This is a genomic window from Sphingomonas sp. GC_Shp_6 (assembly GCF_026540835.1).
Taxonomy (GTDB): Bacteria; Pseudomonadota; Alphaproteobacteria; order Sphingomonadales; family Sphingomonadaceae; genus Sphingomonas.
Genome location: NZ_JALNUO010000007.1, coordinates 113,450 through 130,079 on the forward strand (window position 1 = coordinate 113,450; position 16,630 = coordinate 130,079).

At 61.4% G+C, this 16,630-nt stretch carries 23 protein-coding genes; 14 read left to right on the forward strand and 9 right to left on the reverse strand.

Annotation, left to right across the window (positions count from 1 at the left end; genetic code table 11):
• Positions 1-108 precede the first annotated feature (108 nt).
• Together OXQ95_RS10465 and OXQ95_RS10470 are read left to right on the forward strand one after the other, a co-directional pair.
• Positions 109-708, forward strand: coding sequence for a TetR/AcrR family transcriptional regulator (locus tag OXQ95_RS10465; protein WP_267381496.1), 600 nt, complete (start codon positions 109-111; stop codon positions 706-708).
• Between the two features lie 572 nt (positions 709-1,280).
• The gene (locus OXQ95_RS10470) at positions 1,281-2,132 is read left to right on the forward strand and encodes an alpha/beta hydrolase (RefSeq protein ID WP_267381497.1); all 852 of its coding nucleotides are present in this window, start codon (positions 1,281-1,283) and stop codon (positions 2,130-2,132) included.
• A 301-nt stretch (positions 2,133-2,433) separates the two neighbouring features.
• Here the strand turns inward: OXQ95_RS10470 and OXQ95_RS10475 are convergent, their stop codons facing one another.
• On the reverse strand, positions 2,434-2,661 hold the full coding sequence (locus OXQ95_RS10475; protein WP_267381498.1) for a hypothetical protein: 228 nt from the start codon (positions 2,659-2,661) through the stop codon (positions 2,434-2,436).
• A gap of 243 nt (positions 2,662-2,904) precedes the next feature.
• On the opposite strand from OXQ95_RS10475, the gene OXQ95_RS10480 reads away from it, so the two are divergent.
• Together OXQ95_RS10480 and OXQ95_RS10485 are read left to right on the forward strand one after the other, a co-directional pair.
• Positions 2,905-3,105 carry a hypothetical protein gene (locus tag OXQ95_RS10480; protein WP_267381499.1) on the forward strand — a complete coding sequence of 67 codons (201 nt, stop codon included), beginning with the start codon at positions 2,905-2,907 and terminating at the stop codon, positions 3,103-3,105.
• A 215-nt stretch (positions 3,106-3,320) separates the two neighbouring features.
• Positions 3,321-3,719, forward strand: coding sequence for a lysozyme inhibitor LprI family protein (locus tag OXQ95_RS10485; protein WP_267381500.1), 399 nt, complete (start codon positions 3,321-3,323; stop codon positions 3,717-3,719).
• A 147-nt stretch (positions 3,720-3,866) separates the two neighbouring features.
• Here OXQ95_RS10485 and OXQ95_RS10490 read toward each other — a convergent pair whose 3' ends face one another.
• Entirely contained in the window at positions 3,867-4,223 is a 357-nt protein-coding gene (locus OXQ95_RS10490; protein ID WP_267381501.1) for a helix-turn-helix domain-containing protein, read from the reverse strand.
• A gap of 120 nt (positions 4,224-4,343) precedes the next feature.
• On the opposite strand from OXQ95_RS10490, the gene OXQ95_RS10495 reads away from it, so the two are divergent.
• Positions 4,344-4,670: a putative quinol monooxygenase gene (locus OXQ95_RS10495; protein ID WP_267381502.1), complete on the forward strand. Its 327-nt coding sequence runs from the start codon at positions 4,344-4,346 to the stop codon at positions 4,668-4,670.
• A 113-nt stretch (positions 4,671-4,783) separates the two neighbouring features.
• Here OXQ95_RS10495 and OXQ95_RS10500 read toward each other — a convergent pair whose 3' ends face one another.
• A complete protein-coding gene (locus tag OXQ95_RS10500) occupies positions 4,784-5,206 on the reverse strand; it encodes a hypothetical protein (protein WP_267381503.1) in 423 nt (140 codons plus the stop codon).
• A gap of 196 nt (positions 5,207-5,402) precedes the next feature.
• Positions 5,403-5,786: a hypothetical protein gene (locus OXQ95_RS10505; protein ID WP_267381504.1), complete on the reverse strand. Its 384-nt coding sequence runs from the start codon at positions 5,784-5,786 to the stop codon at positions 5,403-5,405.
• Positions 5,787-5,914: 128 nt separating this feature from the next.
• On the opposite strand from OXQ95_RS10505, the gene OXQ95_RS10510 reads away from it, so the two are divergent.
• From OXQ95_RS10510 to OXQ95_RS10530, 5 genes are all read left to right on the forward strand, one after another.
• The gene (locus OXQ95_RS10510) at positions 5,915-6,742 is read left to right on the forward strand and encodes an IS5 family transposase (RefSeq protein ID WP_267381505.1); all 828 of its coding nucleotides are present in this window, start codon (positions 5,915-5,917) and stop codon (positions 6,740-6,742) included.
• 835 nt (positions 6,743-7,577) lie between these two features.
• Positions 7,578-8,108, forward strand: a complete 531-nt coding sequence (locus OXQ95_RS10515; RefSeq protein WP_267381553.1) for a GNAT family N-acetyltransferase — start codon at positions 7,578-7,580, stop codon at positions 8,106-8,108.
• A 165-nt stretch (positions 8,109-8,273) separates the two neighbouring features.
• Complete coding sequence (locus OXQ95_RS10520; RefSeq protein ID WP_267381506.1) at positions 8,274-8,795, forward strand: DUF2975 domain-containing protein; 522 nt, start codon at positions 8,274-8,276, stop codon at positions 8,793-8,795.
• Positions 8,796-8,797: 2 nt separating this feature from the next.
• Positions 8,798-9,019: a helix-turn-helix transcriptional regulator gene (locus OXQ95_RS10525; protein WP_267381507.1), complete on the forward strand. Its 222-nt coding sequence runs from the start codon at positions 8,798-8,800 to the stop codon at positions 9,017-9,019.
• A gap of 38 nt (positions 9,020-9,057) precedes the next feature.
• Positions 9,058-9,462, forward strand: a complete 405-nt coding sequence (locus OXQ95_RS10530) for a hypothetical protein (protein WP_267381508.1) — start codon at positions 9,058-9,060, stop codon at positions 9,460-9,462.
• 294 nt (positions 9,463-9,756) lie between these two features.
• On the opposite strand, the gene OXQ95_RS10535 is transcribed toward OXQ95_RS10530, so the two are convergent.
• From OXQ95_RS10535 to OXQ95_RS10545, 3 genes are read right to left on the reverse strand one after another with little or no spacing between them, the layout of a single operon-like run.
• Entirely contained in the window at positions 9,757-10,752 is a 996-nt protein-coding gene (locus OXQ95_RS10535) for a hypothetical protein (protein WP_267381509.1), read from the reverse strand.
• Positions 10,753-10,763: 11 nt separating this feature from the next.
• Positions 10,764-11,753, reverse strand: coding sequence for an amidohydrolase family protein (locus OXQ95_RS10540; protein ID WP_267381510.1), 990 nt, complete (start codon positions 11,751-11,753; stop codon positions 10,764-10,766).
• 3 nt (positions 11,754-11,756) lie between these two features.
• Positions 11,757-12,854, reverse strand: coding sequence for a hypothetical protein (locus OXQ95_RS10545; protein WP_267381511.1), 1,098 nt, complete (start codon positions 12,852-12,854; stop codon positions 11,757-11,759).
• A 22-nt stretch (positions 12,855-12,876) separates the two neighbouring features.
• Between OXQ95_RS10545 and OXQ95_RS10550 the strand changes: the two genes are divergently transcribed.
• The 4 genes from OXQ95_RS10550 to OXQ95_RS10565 all read left to right on the forward strand — a co-directional run bounded on the left by OXQ95_RS10550 (position 12,877) and on the right by OXQ95_RS10565 (position 15,096).
• Entirely contained in the window at positions 12,877-13,356 is a 480-nt protein-coding gene (locus OXQ95_RS10550) for a MarR family transcriptional regulator (protein WP_267381512.1), read from the forward strand.
• A 65-nt stretch (positions 13,357-13,421) separates the two neighbouring features.
• A complete protein-coding gene (locus OXQ95_RS10555) occupies positions 13,422-14,378 on the forward strand; it encodes a YafY family protein (protein ID WP_267381513.1) in 957 nt (318 codons plus the stop codon).
• A gap of 24 nt (positions 14,379-14,402) precedes the next feature.
• On the forward strand, positions 14,403-14,750 hold the full coding sequence (locus tag OXQ95_RS10560) for a TfoX/Sxy family protein (RefSeq protein WP_267381514.1): 348 nt from the start codon (positions 14,403-14,405) through the stop codon (positions 14,748-14,750).
• A 10-nt stretch (positions 14,751-14,760) separates the two neighbouring features.
• Positions 14,761-15,096: a VOC family protein gene (locus OXQ95_RS10565; RefSeq protein ID WP_267381515.1), complete on the forward strand. Its 336-nt coding sequence runs from the start codon at positions 14,761-14,763 to the stop codon at positions 15,094-15,096.
• 60 nt (positions 15,097-15,156) lie between these two features.
• Here the strand turns inward: OXQ95_RS10565 and OXQ95_RS10570 are convergent, their stop codons facing one another.
• Together OXQ95_RS10570 and OXQ95_RS10575 are read right to left on the reverse strand one after the other, a co-directional pair.
• On the reverse strand, positions 15,157-15,723 hold the full coding sequence (locus OXQ95_RS10570) for a recombinase family protein (protein ID WP_267381516.1): 567 nt from the start codon (positions 15,721-15,723) through the stop codon (positions 15,157-15,159).
• Positions 15,724-15,754: 31 nt separating this feature from the next.
• Positions 15,755-16,630, reverse strand: a complete 876-nt coding sequence (locus tag OXQ95_RS10575; protein WP_267381517.1) for a CPBP family intramembrane glutamic endopeptidase — start codon at positions 16,628-16,630, stop codon at positions 15,755-15,757.

Consider the following 16,630-nt stretch of genomic DNA (forward strand, 5'->3'; position numbering starts at 1 on the left):
TGAGGTATTTTTAGAGATATGTGTCTATAAGCGCACAAGACCAAAAAGGTTGCACGGCCGCCACTGAAGGCCCGAAGAACGATAAAGATAGTTGAGGGAATGTAGTTAGTGGCGAAACAGCCGAAGCAGGATCGCGGCCGCGAGCGCCGGGACCAGATCCTGGATGCAGCCGCTGGCCTGCTCCTAGAGCAGGGGGAGCGCGGCGTGATGATGCATTCGGTTGCCGCGCGGGCAAACGCGTCGACGGGGTCGATGTACCACCTTTTCCGCAACCGGGAGGAGTTACTTGAGGCTTTGTTCCGCCGACACACGGATGCCCTCGGTCGCCTAGCACCATCCTACGCGCTGGAGGACGCCCGGCTCTGGCGTCACATGTCCGCGCGCGAAGCGGTCGACCGGCTGTTCGGCTATGCCTTTAGCTACTTCGCGGTCAACGCCGATGCGCTGTCGCTGTTGTCGCTCAAGGAGAACCCGCGCTTTCCCGATTTCGAAGCCGTGGTCGAGGTAGCATTGACGTTCCGACTGGAAAAGGAGGCCGCGCCCACAATTGCACGGACTCTGGTCGCGATTTCGACGGGAACGCTGCTGTACCTGCAGAACTTGCCTGCGGCTGAGCGAGGTTCTGTTATCACCAGCCTTCCTGCCGCGTTGGCTGCCTATCTGGCTGAGCAGGATGCAGTGCATTCCAGCGCCGACAACCAAATCTAGCCGGATTATGGCAGTATCCTAGCGGCTATGTTCCGCGAGGTGTGCCTGACGTCCAGCCGCTTCGATGTTTCTGCCTGTGCCGCAAACACCTGAACGATCCCGCGCGCGGTTCAGCAGTGCTAAGCCACGTCGGGTGGAACGCATCGCCGTCCCGGATAGGCGGATATGCACCGTAGTGCGTAATTTGCTACCAAATAATCGGTAAGTTCTTTGCCTTTGCGGCTACGCAGTGTCCCCCACCAATTGTCGTCTCGATCGGAACGTCCCTCTCTGCGCAATGCGCCGATCTCCGGAATTGAAGCCTTGACGGAGAGGGTGCTGATTGTGATGTGGCCTATCTGGTGGAATAGGATGCTGCGTTTAGGTTTGCAGGCATGATTACGCCTCTCGTTCAAGGAAAGCAGGCAATGGATCGTCGTTCAGTCGGATTATGGTCAGCCGCTCTTGTCGGTGCCGGAGTGGCTACGCTGGCTTATGCGCGGCGAACGCGTGGGTTCAACACGGTCGACCCCGAGCTTCGCTCTGTCTTGTTGCGGGTCGCCTCACCCTCGTTCGGTCCAACGTTGACGCGGATGGCTCGCCTTGCCCCGGCCAGCGCACCCGTCGATGGCGTCGATCTCCAAGTTGAGCGGATACGATCAGCCGATGGGGCGGAAGTGACGACTTACACCTACCGGCCTGTCAACGCGGCTGCGAATGGTCCCGTCATGCTTTTTACACATGGTGGCGGCATGATCGTGGGATCCGCCGCAGGCTACCATGCCACAGTGTCTGCCTATGCGCGCGATCTCGGGCTGGTGGTCATAAGCACAGAATACCGCCTCGCGCCGGAAAACCCCTTTCCCGCCCCGCTGGACGACGTGCATGCCGCATATCTCTGGCTGCTCGCCAACGCCGCGGTGCTTGATGTCGACCCTGCGAAGATAGTCGTCGCGGGGGACAGCGCCGGCGGGGGCCTGACGGCCGCGCTCTGTCAGCGGCTGCTCGATAGTGGTGATCCGATGCCGCTGTTCCAGCTCTTGATCTATCCCATGCTTGATGATCGTACGACGTTGCGGCCCGCTCCCGCGAACCGGGGCCAGCTGATCTGGACGGAGAAGTCCAATCTGTACGGGTGGACGAGCTATCTGGGACGGCCGCCGGTCGCGGAAGCGGCGCCCGATCATGCTGTGCCCGCGCGGCGACAAGACCTGTCCGGCCTCCCCCCGGCATGGATTGGAGTGGGCAAGCTTGACCTCTTCTATGATGAAGATATCGCCTATGCGCATCGGCTCCGCGCAGCCGGGGTCGCCTGTCAGCTTGACGTTGTTGAAGGGGCCTTTCATGGCTTCGACCTGTTCGCAAAGACCAATGTCGCACGCGCCTTCCGCGAACGTTCGCTGCAGGCTATCCGCGATGCGATCGCGCGGACATACGAATCGTAGGCTTGGGCCGTATTGAAGCTTTTAAACACCTTTGACTACAAAGGCTTCTGCTAACGTATGTAGCCAGGCCGACAATGTAAGTCTTGCCCGGCTCATTAGCTCATGGGGAAAGCAGTGAATAACGACAAACAGGTATTTTAGTTTTTTGACGCGACGCCTTGCGTGTTCTGGGCTCGTTCTATGTACCGACCCTAAATAGTCAGTACGCCAATCCGACCTCCTAGATCGACTACAGGTACTCTGCCGGAGGTAACGGCCAACACCAAGCGCCTCACAAGGTCGGGGAACATGAGGGCGAGCATTATCGCGACCACGCCGCCCATCGAAGTACAACGATGTTGACCGGTTCCGTGACGTAGCTTGTCGCCAACGCTTCCAGATCATCGATGCTGTTCACGCCTGCATCGGCCGGCTCTGCTCCCAGCCCTGGCCATGCGAGGAACACGCCGTTCAGCCCTGCAACGTGCGCCACCGGCCGCCAGAAGGTCGCGGTGCCTGACGCGCCGGGCACGGAAAATGTCGTGGCCATGGACCGTCTTTAATGCCGTTACTAGCTTTCCCGCAGAGGAGCGGTCAGCGGGACGATCGAAGCCGTCCCGCAGGGATGGTGGACCGGGAACGAACGGCTTTGTTGAATTTGCCGGCGGTCACAAGCGAAACGCCCGCCCTTCCAAGTGGGAGCCGGTCCGAACCTTCGCATGATCGCAGCCCCTTACAGCCTGTGCTATGGAAACCCGTAGAGGAGTGTCTGTGCATGAAGACTCTCAGATTGATGGCCTACAATGCCGGCTATCCGCTCGCGGCGGCTTTCTTCGGCATCGGCGCCTGCGGGTTCATTTTGGATATCGGCAGGATGCTGGTGGGCCGTCCGCATCCCCTGATCCTCCAGTTCGCGCTCGCCACTTTGATTACGGGAGCGCTGTTCGCGCTCGCGTTGCGCCGCCTTGCACGCTCGTTCCGGGGCGGACGGTGAACCGCTTTGCGTTCACTTGGCGCACGGTTCTGTACACGATCATGGGCGTCATCTGGTTGGCTGTCGGTATTGGTCGACTCCATCGCGGCGAGAGCGGCTTTGTCTCATTCGCCGCGACTTTCACCGGCCTTTGCTGGTTCGTTGTCGCTTTCCTTTGGCGGCCAAGGCCGCTTCGCTGAACACGTCCTGCCCTTCACTGCGACGGAGACAATCTCATGAAGACGCTGGCCGTTCTGGCTCTCTTGCTCGTACCGGCCAGTGTGCTGGCGCAGACTGCCGAAGATGCTCATGTGCAACATATGGGTCGGTTGGCCGACACGGCGCTCAACGCGCAATATCATCGTACGATGGCGGCGATGGCGCTGGCCGATAAGGAGCGCGAGGTCGGCTTGAAAGACGGAAGCAGTAAGCCCGATGGTCACCCAACTTATCAGGCGGCACTGCTCGCTGCCGAACGCAACTGGCTCGCCTATCGCGACGCACATTGCGAGACCGTTGGCCTCGGCTATCGTGGCGGAGCCTATGAGGACGAAGCGGACGGCAAATGCGTCAACGAATTGGACCGCAAACGTACCGCGGAGCTGAAGACGGTATTGGATGGCATGAGTCATTGAGCCGATTTGGCGTTGAATGGCCGCTATTGGGGGCGGAAGTGGCCGCATCCAGCCCTCCCGATAGGAGCTGCCAGCGAGACGGCCAGAGCTTTCGCGTTGGGATCGAGTTCTGGAAATCCGATCAACTAGACACGGTCTCGCGGCTCTCTAGCTTGCTCTGGATGTTATTATGGCCGAACCGCGGGTGCGGTTCCTCACGCCCCACTCGCACAAGGGCAGCAGAGCCTCGATCAGCGTCATGCCGAATGGCGTGACGGTGTAATCAACCTTGGGCGGCACCTCGCCATAATCGTGACGAACCAAGACGTCTGCCGAGGCGAGTTCACGTAATTGCTGGATCAGCACCTTCTCGCTGATGCCGGCGACCGCCCGCTTGAGATCGCTGAACCGCCTCGGACCCGAGCGAAGGTGATACAGGATCAGCGGCTTCCATTTGCCACCCATGATGGCCAGCGCGACATCAAGGCCACAGTCAGTTGGGGGAGCAGATCGGAGAACGTTCATCAGGTCTCTTGATACTTACCTTTAGGTCAGTTCTACCCGCCTTACCAGTGTCGGTCCATATCCCGGAAACGTGCTCGACGGGATCGATCATCTTTTTCGTCGCAACAATGGAGCTTGGACATGACTGACACGCCGACCATTCTGATCTATGCGACATATCGCATCCAGCCCAACGACGTGGAAGCATTCCGGGATGTCGCTACGCGCATGGCGAATGCGGCCAGGCCGCGGGACGGCTGCGTGTTTCTAGACGTTACGGAAGAAGTAGGTGCCGCCGGCACGTTCCGGCTGATCGAAGCCTGGCGAGATCAGGCTGCGTTGAACGCGCACATCTCCACGCCCGATTTCCAGTCGCTATTCGAGGAAGCTGGAAAGCTCGGCATCATCGACCGTCAGGCTGACGCTTATTCGATTTCGGGCAGAGCGGCGCTCGACATGCCGTCCTGACCGGAATGACGGCCGGGAGCACAAGGCTTTCCCGAAAACGAGCGGTGAGCGAGAACGCTAAGGCATTCGCAAAACGGATCGTTCATTGGGAACGCTGATACCTTCACCTGCTATTATCCCGACTTAGCGATGCGCTTCGATATGCGCGTAGCTCCCACCAATGCGATGCCGTCGTCGTGGACAGTAATAGTTTGCTCGGCAAACTGACCGCTCTCTTTGCGGACGTTGATGAGGAAAAGTCCGCCGCTCGTTACACAATGCATTCGGACGGAATACAAATCATAGCCGTGGATTTGGCCAAGTAGGTTGGGAGCGTTGATTTTCGAGCCGTTCGCATCAGCATGAGCAGATACGCGCTCTCCTGCTGCTGTCGAGGATATCTCCAAACTGTAGTGGTGCGCCCCTCCGCATGTCTCGGAGAAGGTGTGCATCGCAGCTGCTGGCGGTGCGGAATCACCAAGCACAATACTTTGAGCGTTACATACTGTAATTGCTGACGCTGATGCGAGTGCAATCATAGTAAAGCGAGCAAGCATTTCAATCCTCCTTGGCTCGGGAAGGCAGCGCCGCAGATTGGATGATTAGCGACTTGGAAACAAGATGCAGTCATTAGCCTACAACAGTGCATATCCGTTCGCGACCTTCCTAAAAACGAACGGCCAGCGAGACGGCCGGGGCATTCCCATTGGGATCCAATTGCGGGAATGGTCGAGCTTGATGAAAAGTGGTAGGTCAGCTTCGTGGCTCAAATTTGTTACGCCGAACAAAGAATAATACCGCAAAGCCGATTTCAACCAAGCCTGCCACAACGGCAACATTAATCGGCCAAGCGACAAATCTTAGCAGTGCACTAGTGCCAACAGCGATCAACGCCACCCCAAGGTACCAATAAACCGCATCTCCATATATCGTGCGAAACGTAAAATATCGAGCACCGATGGTAACCACCATAATTGGGAATACGGCAGCGGGATTAAGGTGCAGCAACGTGTAGGCAATCAGCAGTCCGGCAAATAGGAACACCGTACTTTCAAGCCCGAGCCGGTCGAGCGGGTTTTCGCTGAAAGGCCTCGGCGCGCGCAACATTACGCGCGCTATTAAGAGGGCCACGGGCACGATTGCCATCCCGCCAAAGAATAAAACCGTAAAGGCGTGAGGCACGTCTAAGAGCCCGACCGAAAATTGAGTTGAGCGATTTCAGTAGCTTGTGATTCACCGGGGGTTGCGAAGACCACGAGGATCACATGGGCTGGACCGAAACCGCTCGCCGCGAACATGACAGAAGCGGCCTGCGCTATGCAAGCGACTGCACGGACGAAGAATGGGCGATCATCGCCCCGCTGCTGGCGCCGACGACGAAGGTGGGCCGCCCGCGCCTGCACCGGTCGCGGCATCTATGGAACGCGATCCAGTATATCGCTGCAACGGGGTGTCAGTGGGCGCAACTGCCCAGAGATTTTCCGCCCTTCACGACGGTGCAGTACCATTTCTACCGGATGCGCGACAACGGCCTGCTCGACGCCGTCAATGCGGTGCTGGTGGCATGGCTGCGGGTCGCAGAAGGTCGCGAACCGGCGCCGACCGCGGCCATCATCGACAGCCAGTCGGTCAAGACCACCGAGGCGGGTGGGCCGCGTGGCTACGACGCGGGCAAGAAGATCAAGGGGCGTAAACGCCACATCGTGACCGACACGCTCGGCAACATGCTCGACGCCCTGGTCCGTCCTGCCGACATCCAGGATCGTGACGGCGCGCCGGAGCTCATCGAACGCTGCCGGGACGCCTATCCCTTGATCGCCAGGCTGTTCGCCGATGGCGGCTATGCCGGACAGAAGCTCGAAGCGGCGGTCGCGCACATCGACCGGCTGACGATCGAGATCATCAGACGGTCCGACATCACGGGCTTTGTCATTCTGCCACGGCGCTGGGTTGTCGAACGCACCCTGGCGTGGCTCAACCGGTGCCGGCGCCTCGCCAAGGATTGGGAAGCCTCGATCGCATCTTCCGAGGCGTGGATGGTCGTCTCATCCATCAGGCGAATGACCCGACGCATCGCCAAACTCGAATTATGAGTCGGGCACTAAGCGCAACCATGTTAGCCCGGCAACGACCCAGACAATGCCCGAGACGAGAACGCCCGGCGCACCGCCGACGTGCGCGTTACGCATTGCGCTCTGCGCAGCGTTCAATTCCATTGCAACACCCCCATAATCCGCACCATTCTGCACACCCGATCATTATCTGCAATTGGGCACTTCCATTGCTATGGATGGCTGTTGTTGAGTGGGAGCAGCTGCTTCGTGCTATCGCGGATCAAGTCTTTCCGATTGAAAACGGTCAGCGAGGCGGCCGAGGCTTTCCCATTGGGATGGTTGATCGGGAAAGCTATCCTCGTCCCTTCGGGAAGTGCTGCACATCGCCGGGCACCGTGATCCAGCGGTGCATCGTCTGCTCCCACACGGATCGCACAGGCGGTTGGAACTCGGGATCGGCGATGGCCCCTACTGCGACACCTACCATAGTCGGGTGCTTGCCGGCGCGGGCATAGACGGTCGAGCCGCATGTCGGGCAGAAGAACGTCTCGAACGTGTTGCCCTCATCGGTCGATCGCTCGTAGCGTCGAGCTTCCCCGTCGATGGTAAGTCGACCGGCGGGGTAGTAGGCCATCAACCCAAAAGGCGATCCGCTACGCCGCTGGCAAGCGATGCAATGACACGCGACGACGGCGGGGGTGGGGCCGGGAAGCTCTACTGTTAGCTGGCCGCACTGGCACTCTGCCTTCATGGATTTCTCCCTTCGCCAGATAGACGATAGGCCCATTCGGCTTTCCCGCAACGATCATTGATCGGGAGAACGCGATGACTGTTGTACCCGCCGATCACGCGCTAGTCATGGCGGGTGAGCAACGTGTTACCTCTCAGCGAACGCCCTGATCTCACTACTGAACGCCTCGCTCTACGGCATCCCAACAACGGCGATGTGGACGCCATCGTAAGCATCGTCGGGGATTGGGAGGTTGCCCGTCGCCTCGGGCGTGTACCGCACCCCTATGGTCCTGCCGACGCTCGCTTCTTTCTAGAGCACGTCGTTCCTACCGGATGGGTGTGGGCTGTCACCCTGCTAGGCTCCGATGCGCTTGTGGGTACGATCGGTCTCACCCCGGAGGAAGGTGCCGATACCGCCGAGTTGGGCTATTGGCTGTCTCCTGCGCTTTGGGGGCTGGGGATCACGACCGAAGCCGCAAGAGCCGTCGTATCTTATGGCTTCGACGGCCTTGGCCTTCCCGTTCTCACGTCTGGCTATTTCGAGGATAACCCGGCCTCGGGCCGCGTGCTTCGAAAGCTTGGGTTTGTCGAAATAGGTCGAGCTATGCGGCCGTGCCTCGCTGCCGGCGGGGAGGTGCCAGCGGTACGGATGAAGCTGTCACGCGCCACATAGGATCGGCTCCGGGCGGCGATAGGCCTCCCGCTTGGGATCGGATTTTTGGATTAGGGCATGTAGGCTCCCCGGAGCTGGCAACCCACCCTGACACATTGTTTTTCGATAAATTAGATTGACTCGACTGGCAGCGCTCCTTATTGAATATCAATAAGGGAGGCGTCGATGCGGCAGCAGGATCAGTTGGTACGAGGTGCGGCAGCGATCGTTCGCATCGGCCGTGCTGTGAACGGACTGCTCTTCGTCGCCATCGCGGCCGGGCTGGTCGGGACATGGATTTCACCCGGCTTCTACCGCGACACGCTGGTCAGGGCCGACCCTGCGGTTGACGTGGCCGCTGCCCTCACCGGCATCCGGCTCCTCATGCTGATTGGTGTCGCCATGACGATGGCTACCGACCGGCTGCTGGTTCCCTTGGCAGGCGTCATAGCGAGTGCCGGGCACGGCGATCCCTTCATTCCGAACAACGCCGACCGACTGCGGCGGATCGGCTGGGCGCTGCTCGCCCTGCAACTGCTCGATCTCCCCTGCACGCTACTGGCGAGATACTGGCCGAGCCTCGGTTCGGCAGCACCCGCCGGCGGTATCTCGGTAGGCGGATGGCTGGCTACGTTGATGGTATTCGTGTTGGCTCGTGTGTTCGCCACCGGATCGCTCATGCGCGATGATCTGTCGGGCACCGTCTGACGATGCCGATCACCGTGCATCTGGACGACGTGCTGGCACGACGGCGCATGTCGCTTACCGACTTGTCGCAGGCGGTCGATATCACCCTTGCCAATCTGTCGATCCTCAAGACCGGCAAGGCGAAGGCGATCCGCTTCTCTACCCTGGAGGCGATCTGCGCCGTGCTGGACTGCCAGCCGGGCGACCTCCTCTCATTCCAGCCTGAAGAACCACCCGGCCGCTGACGGCAACGCGGCGGTCCCTTATACCGGAGCGATCCACCGTGCCCGAACTCGCCACTTGGCGCGCTAACCTGCTGCGCGCCGGCTACCTCCTGCTGATCGTCGGCCTCGGCCTGACCGTCTGGCCCTCCATCATCAATCCGGCGAAGACGTGGGCACCGGATCGCGGTGTCATCGTCGCCATGCTGGGCGCGCTGTCGCTACTCGCTCTCGTGGGCCTGCGTCATCCCGTGAGGATGCTGCCGCTGCTGTTCTGGGAAGTCACATGGAAGGCGCTCTGGCTGCTGCGCGTCGCCTTGCCGCTGTGGTCAGCCGGTCGCCTCGATCCGGCTGCGGCCGAGACGGCGATGGAGTGCCTGATGGCGGTACTGATCGCGCTGGTCATTCCGTGGGACCATGTGCTGCGCGCCTACATTCTTGCGCCAGCGGAGCGGTGGCGTCGGTAGGACAGCTTTCCCGATTAGGATCGACCAATGGGAACGCGAATGGCTTCCTGAAACCGGCCATACGGCCGGATACCCCCGCCAACGGCGATGACATCGTCGATGCGAACGCGCTCGGCGTGCTGATTGACCGCTTGGCGTGCGCGGGTGTCGACTCAATCGGTCTGCTCGGCAGCACCGGAAGCTAGCCCATCTTGATCGTAGCGAGTGCGCCCGTGCCGTGGCGGCCGCGATCAAGGCCGCTACGAACCATGTGCCGGTGATTGTCGGGTCGGCGCGCTGCGGACGGCCGACCTGTCAGGTGTCGACCAAATTCGCCGCGAAAAGCTCATCCACCGCGAACCGGCGGCTGCTGAGGCCCTGTTCGGCGAAATAACGGCAGAACGCGTCGAGCGTGGTGCGGTTGGCCGCTACACCGTAGGGCCACCAATCCTGCCCCAACGCCTTGAGGTTATGGTCCAGCAGCGGCGTCAGCCATGGGATCGGCGTCTTGAAGTTCATCTCGACCATTTGCTTGGCGTAGCGGTCGAGTGCAGCCGTCTTGGCCGCGACGAACGCATCGTAGATCGCACGACCAAGCTCGGGCGTCTTCTCCAACAATGCACGGCGAACGACCAGCACATGCATGATCGGAAAGACGCCGGTGCGAGCATGATAATCGCGCTCGACTGCCTCATAGTCGGGAAACAGCCGGGCCACGTTGGGCGAGCCTTGGACAAAGCACATGGGCGCGCGGGCGGACATCAGCGCCTGGATCTCTCCGCTGTCGAGCATATCGCTCAGCGTGCCGCCCTTGGGCACCGGCTGCACGTCGACGTTCTCGGGGTGGGGCTGCGCGATGAAGTCGAAAGGTGGCATGTACCAGTCGGTCGCCCCGGTCATCCAACGACTCTGGTCGGGCGTGATGCCGAAATCGTCGGACAGGATGCCCTTGGGCCAGACGCCGCCATCATGGCCGTACATGCCGAACTCGCCGATCGTCTTGCCGGCAAGATCCTGCGGTCGCTCGATACCCGCATGCGTGTTGATGTAGATCGCCGAGTGGCGGAACACACGAGCGAGGAATACAGGCAACGCGATGAAGCGATCGTCGCCCTCATCCAGCAGTCGCAGAAGGTAGGTAAGCCCGAGCTCCGCCGCGTCGTAAGCGGTGTCACGCAGCATCTTCCTGAAAATGTCCGAGGGTATATCGGCTGTGTGCATCCGCAAATTCGCGCCGGCGACGGCGATACTGCCATTGAACAAGCCCGCCACATGGTCATAGCGCGAAACGGCGATGTCGAGTGTCGTCATTTCTCTCTCCGTCAGCGCCGGATGCCGGCAACGATACGATCCCAATTGCCGCCCGCCACCTTGGCCCGATCATCGTCAGAAAACGGGGCCTCGGCGAGGAAGCGGCGCACCTCGCCCGCATCGCGTCCGCCGAACGGATAGTCGGTCGAGAACAGGATGCGGTCGATCCCGATCACCTCTGTCGCCCAGCGCATGTAGCGCTGGCTGAACAACCCGCTCGGGCCGACATGGAACTGGTCTCGAGCATATTGCTGGAACGTCCGTGGCAGCCTGGCGGCCTTCGCGAGCAGATCGAGCCGTTCGAGGTAGAACAGCATCACCTCGCCCCAATGGCCGAGGATGATCTGGAGATCGGGAAAGCGATCGAGCACACCCGACAGGATCAGGCGGATCGCCTGCACGCCGGCCTCGTAATGCCAGCCGATCCCGCTGATCGCGAACAGCCGGCTCACATCGGGATCGAAGCCCTCATACAGTGCCGCGCAGACTTCAAGCCTCGCCGACTGCGGATGGAGGTAGAGCGGCACCCGCATCGCTGCCGCCGCTTCGTAGATCGGCCAATAAGCCGGATCGTCCATGTTGCGGTCGCGCGTGCGGCCGAACACCATCGCGCCGTTGAGCCCGAGCGTCGTGACCGCGCGCTCCAGTTCCTTCGCCGCCGCCTGCGGGTCGGGCGTCGCAAGCGTTGCGAGGGCCTGGAACCGGTCGGGCTGGGCGCGCACCGTCTCAGCCAGCAGATCATTGACCTGTGTCTGAAGGCGAACCGCGTCGCCCGCTTCCAGGTTTTGGACGCCCGGCGTCGTTAGCGACAGGACCGACACGTCAATGCCAGCTTCGTCCATCGCCGCGATGCGCTGCTCACTCATTGCCAGCAGCGCAGCACCGGGCGCTCCGCTCGTCGAGTCATGGAAGCCGACATCCTGCCATCTCGGATCAAGCTTGCGCCAAGCCGCGATCACGTCAGGCGTGACGATGTGCTCCTCAGTGGCGATCACGCGCATGGCTCAGTCCTCCAGCAGATAGGGGACGAACACTTCCTCTACCGTCATGAGGCGCTTCGACAGGCCCTGCTCGTAATGATAGCGTAGGAAGGTATCGAGCGCCTCGCGGTTACGCTTGACGCCGTAAGGCCACCAATCGTCGCCCAGCACCTTGCGATCCTCCGCGATCAGCGCCGACAGCCACGGGATCATCGTGAGCATATTGTTGAACGTCATGCCCTTCACGATCTTGTCCTCGCAAACCTGCTTGGCCTGCTTGAAGCCTTCATAGACCGCCTTCACCACCTCAGGCTGCTGCTCGGCGAGTTCCTTTTTCACGACGATCAGGTGCATCATGGGAAAGATGTTGGTGCGGCGGAAATAGTCCCGCTCTACGTCGACATAATTCTCGAACATCCGGGCGACGGCGGGGTTGCCCTCCAGATACGCCTTAGGCGCATCCGCAGAGATCAATGCGTCGATCTCGCCCTTGACGAGCAGCTCACCGAGATCGACGCCGGCGGCGGCCTGCTCGACCTCCATCCCCGTCGGATGCGGCTGCGGAATCCAGTCGATTGGGTTCAGCGGGAAATCGATCCCTCCGATCAACCAGCGCGACTGCTCGGGCTTCACGCCAAACTCGTCCGACAAGATACCCTTGGGCCAGACCCCGGCGTCATGACCGTACATCGCCAGTTCGCCGATCCGCTTACCGACCAGATCCTCGGGCTTTTTGATCCCGGCCTTCGTATTGATGTAGATCGCCGAGTGGCGGAACATGTGCAATGTGAAGACCGGCAGCGCGAGGAACGGCGGCTCGTCGAAGTCCATCGTCCGAAGAAAATACGAGATGCCGAGATCGGACACGTCATAGGCCCGGTCCTTGACCATGCCTTCGAATACGTCGGTCACGATCCGGCCGCTGTGATAGGTGGCATCGACACCCTCTATCTTGACCGTGCCGTCGCGCAGCGCCTGCGTGCGGTCATAATCCCAAAAGGCTATGTCAAGTTTTGCGTCGCTCATCGGAACGTCTCCCGTCTCGTCGGAGGTTACAGCGCGCATTGGAACGCGGCACATCATAAACGCGTTTATGGTTTGGAGGTTGCATCGCGTTTGCAATTCGATGCGCTAGAGACTGACGATGACCATGGATCTCGAGGCCTTGAGGGACCTGTACGCCACCACTTCGCTGGGTAGCCCGGACGATGCCGTTGGGTTCGTCCTATGGCGCGTCATGCATCGCTATCAGCGCGCGGTGGAGCGCGCGCTCAAGCCGCACGGGCTTACCCATCTACAGTTCACGACGCTGGCAATGGTCGGCTGGATGTGCCGGTCCGACAAGGCGGCCACGCAGGCGGAGCTTGCGCGAGAAGCGGACATCCATCCAATGCAGATTTCGCTGATGCTGAAAGCGCTCGACGCCAAGGGCCTGGTTGAACGGCCGCGCTCGACCGAAGATACGCGTACGCGCCAGGTCGAGATCACCGCTGCGGGCGTGGAAGCCCTGCGCGTCGCCTTCCCGATCGTCATCGCGATTCAAGAGGAAATGTTTGGCGCCGCCGGTGGATCACAAGGCAATCTGCTCGAGGCGCTTCGCGTAGTCGATTCCCGGGATGAATGACGACTACCAAGCGCGGGGGCTCAGTCCTGCGCGGCGGTCATATCCATCCACACCGCTTCCCAGACATGGCCATCGGGATCAGCCAGATTGCGGGGCTTGGCCGCACCATACATTACCGGCGCCCGTCTACGACCTTTGCGGCAGAAGCGGCTGTCCGCCATTCGCTAGCTGACTGTCGTATTCTGGTCGATATCTGCCATCCCGATTGGGATCGATTCCGAGAACGCCCGCGCTGTCTCGCTGGTCGTTCCTTTGTGGGAACGTCGATCGACCGAACGGGATCGATCAGGCACGGTAGCAGCATGTCCCGCGCCGGCCGCCTCTTTGAAGTTGTTCAATACCTTCGCCGGGAGCGCGGGCCGACCACGGCGGCCGAGCTTGCAGGTGAACTCGGCGTCTCCATGCGGACGCTCTATCGCGATGTGGCGGCGCTTATCGCTCGCGGTGTGCCAATCAGGGGAGAACCCGGCGTCGGCTACGTTCTCGATCCCGGCTACTTCCTGCCGCCGCTTACATTCGGGACCAATGAACTCGACGCCGTGCTGCTTGGGCTCAAATGGGTAGAGAAGCGCGCCGATCCCAGCATGGCCCGCGCCGCAGTGGATGCGATGGCAAAGATCGAGGCGGTGCTGCCGCGATGGGCGCAAGATATCGCTGATACGCCGGGTGTGTTCGTAGGGCCTGATCTGCCGCAACCAGTGGAGACGGTCGGAACCGAGCTGTTTCGCGGTGCGGTCCGGGGATGCCGAAAAGTCTGCATATCCTATTGTGACGCGAACGGCGTCAGGACTGAACGGACGGTGTGGCCGATCGGGCTCGCCTTCATGGAAGAGGGGCGGGCCGTGATGGCTTGGTGCGAGTTGCGGGGGGCATTCCGATATTTCCATCTGGAACGGATCGCCAATGCTGACGTGGGTGCCAAGTATTCCGAACGGCGGGCAGTGCTGTTGCAGCGCTGCCAGCAGCAGATTGCGGCCGAGCAGCACGATGCTGACACGAGGTGTCAGGAGAGTGTGCTATAGGACCGCAACACGGAAGGAACCCGCATGGCGCACGATCCCAAGCTGTTGCAGCCGATTTTGGCCGGCGCGGCCCCTCTCAATCTGGACGTAGCGTTTCGGCCCATGTTCGGCGGGATCATCGCCTATGCAGATGGCAAGCCGTTCGCTTCCCTTTCCGACATCGGGCTGGCCTTGAAGTTCGCTGGCAGCGAGCGCGACGCGATGCTGGCGCTGCCCGGTGCCGCACCGCTTCGCTACGAACCGGATCAGCCGGCTAGCAAGTCATATGTCGTCATTCCCGAACCGATGCTGTCGGAGCCGGACCAACTCAGGTCGTGGGTGATCCGCAGCGTTTCGAGCCTCCCCGCCAAGCGCGTTCGTAAGCGAGCGTAGGAGATTACCCATGGCACGCATCAACTTCATTGAACTTCCTGCGCGCGACCTCGGGGCGGCACGGGCCTTCTACTCGGCCGTGTTCGGGTGGGAACTGACCGACTTCGGCCCCACTTACTCATGCACGATGACTGGCAACGTCGACCTCGGGCTACAGGGCGACATGAGCGAAGCGCCGACTATGCCCCTGCCGGTGGTGCTGGTGGACGACCTTGAAGCGATCCAAACCACTGTTGAGGGGGCCAGGGGGATCATCACCAAGCCGATCTTCGCATTCCCCGGCGGCCGACGCTTTCACTTCCTCGATCCCAACGGGCTTGAGCTGGCGATCATGCAGGCGGACTGATCGAGCTTCCCAGAATACCATCCCAATCGGCAAGGGCCACGACGGTCGCGAGGAGCTGGCTTAGGCGGCTGGCGGTTCGCCGCCGGGGCAGTAGCGGTAGAATGTCGACAAGCCGACTTGTAGCAACTTGGCGATCTTGGCGGGACTGTCCCCTGCCGCGAGCAGCTTGCGTGCGGTGTCGATCTTGTCAGGCGTCATCGCCGGTTTCCGGCCCCCGCCGGTCCCGCCTCTTGCCCGAGCTGCCGCCAAACCCGCGATCGTGCGCTCCTTCACCAGCTCTCGCTCCATCTCGGCGACCGAGGCAAGAATGTGGAACAGGAGGCGACCGGAAGGAGTGGAAGTGTCGAAACCGTCGGTCAGTGACCTGAAATCCACCTTTCGGGCGGACAGACCTGCCGCCAGTTCGATAAGGCCCCGGATGGAACGGCCGAGCCGATCGAGCTTCCAGATCACGAGCGTGTCTCCCGCACGCGCGAAGTGGAGGGCGTCCGTCAGGCCCGGCCGAACGGTTTTCGCCCCACTCGCCTTGTCGGTGAACAGCCGCTCGCAGCCGGCTTTCGTCAGCGCCTCGATCTGCAAGGTCAGATCCTGGTCGGTGGTCGATACACGGGCGTAGCCGATCAGCATCGTTATCGCGTCTCCGCTGCTGTTCGTCCGCCTAGCTGCGCCGGTGCTTCTTCGACGACCGACGCCTCCGTCCCACGATCAGCAGCGCGGCCGTGAGAGTTGTGGCAATGGCAAAGTGGCCCGTGGCCGCTTCGGCGGACCAACGGCTGGTCCAGACGCGGGAGTCGAAGGCGATGCCACCTACGGCATTTACCAGCCCGTGCAGCCAGATGCACGGAATCAGGCTGCCCCCGCCGATCAACCAGACCCGCGACATGACGAACGACAGCCCGATGACGCCGACCGTGTAGAGCGGGAAATAGGCGACGAGAGGCACGCCGCTGCGCCAGTCGGCGAACATGGCCATGATAGGCAGATGCCAGAGCGCCCAGACGACGCCAGTGACGAGCGAGCTGCGCATCTCACCGCCCTGCTCCAGCAGGCGGGGCAACAGATAGCCGCGCCAGCCGCCTTCTTCCCCGAGGGGTCCAGCGCCTAGGTTCGCCGTTGCCAGCCCGTTGAAGATCGAGACGGAGAACATGGTCAGGTACAGGAGGATCGCTGGCCGGCCATGAAGACCTGCAAGGCGCGGCGTGTAGCCGAGGGCAAACGTCAGCAGGAGCAGCACCAGAGGAAGAGGCAGCAGCGCAGCCGCATAGGCGCGCCAGCCGCACCGGAAGCGAACGAACCCGCACAGCCACTCCTTGCGCGATCCCGGTGATGCCACGGCTGACAGGATGGCCGCAGCGATGCCCGGCGCGAACGATCCAGCATAGATGGCCGCGATCATCCCCGACGATGCCGTCGTCGTGGCCGGGCGGCCCGTCGAGAGCCACGCCATGATCCAGACCGGCCAGCTCAATGCCACCGTCAGCAGGACGAACGCCATCGCACCCGGCCGCGCGCGGCCGGCCGTCAGATCAGCCAT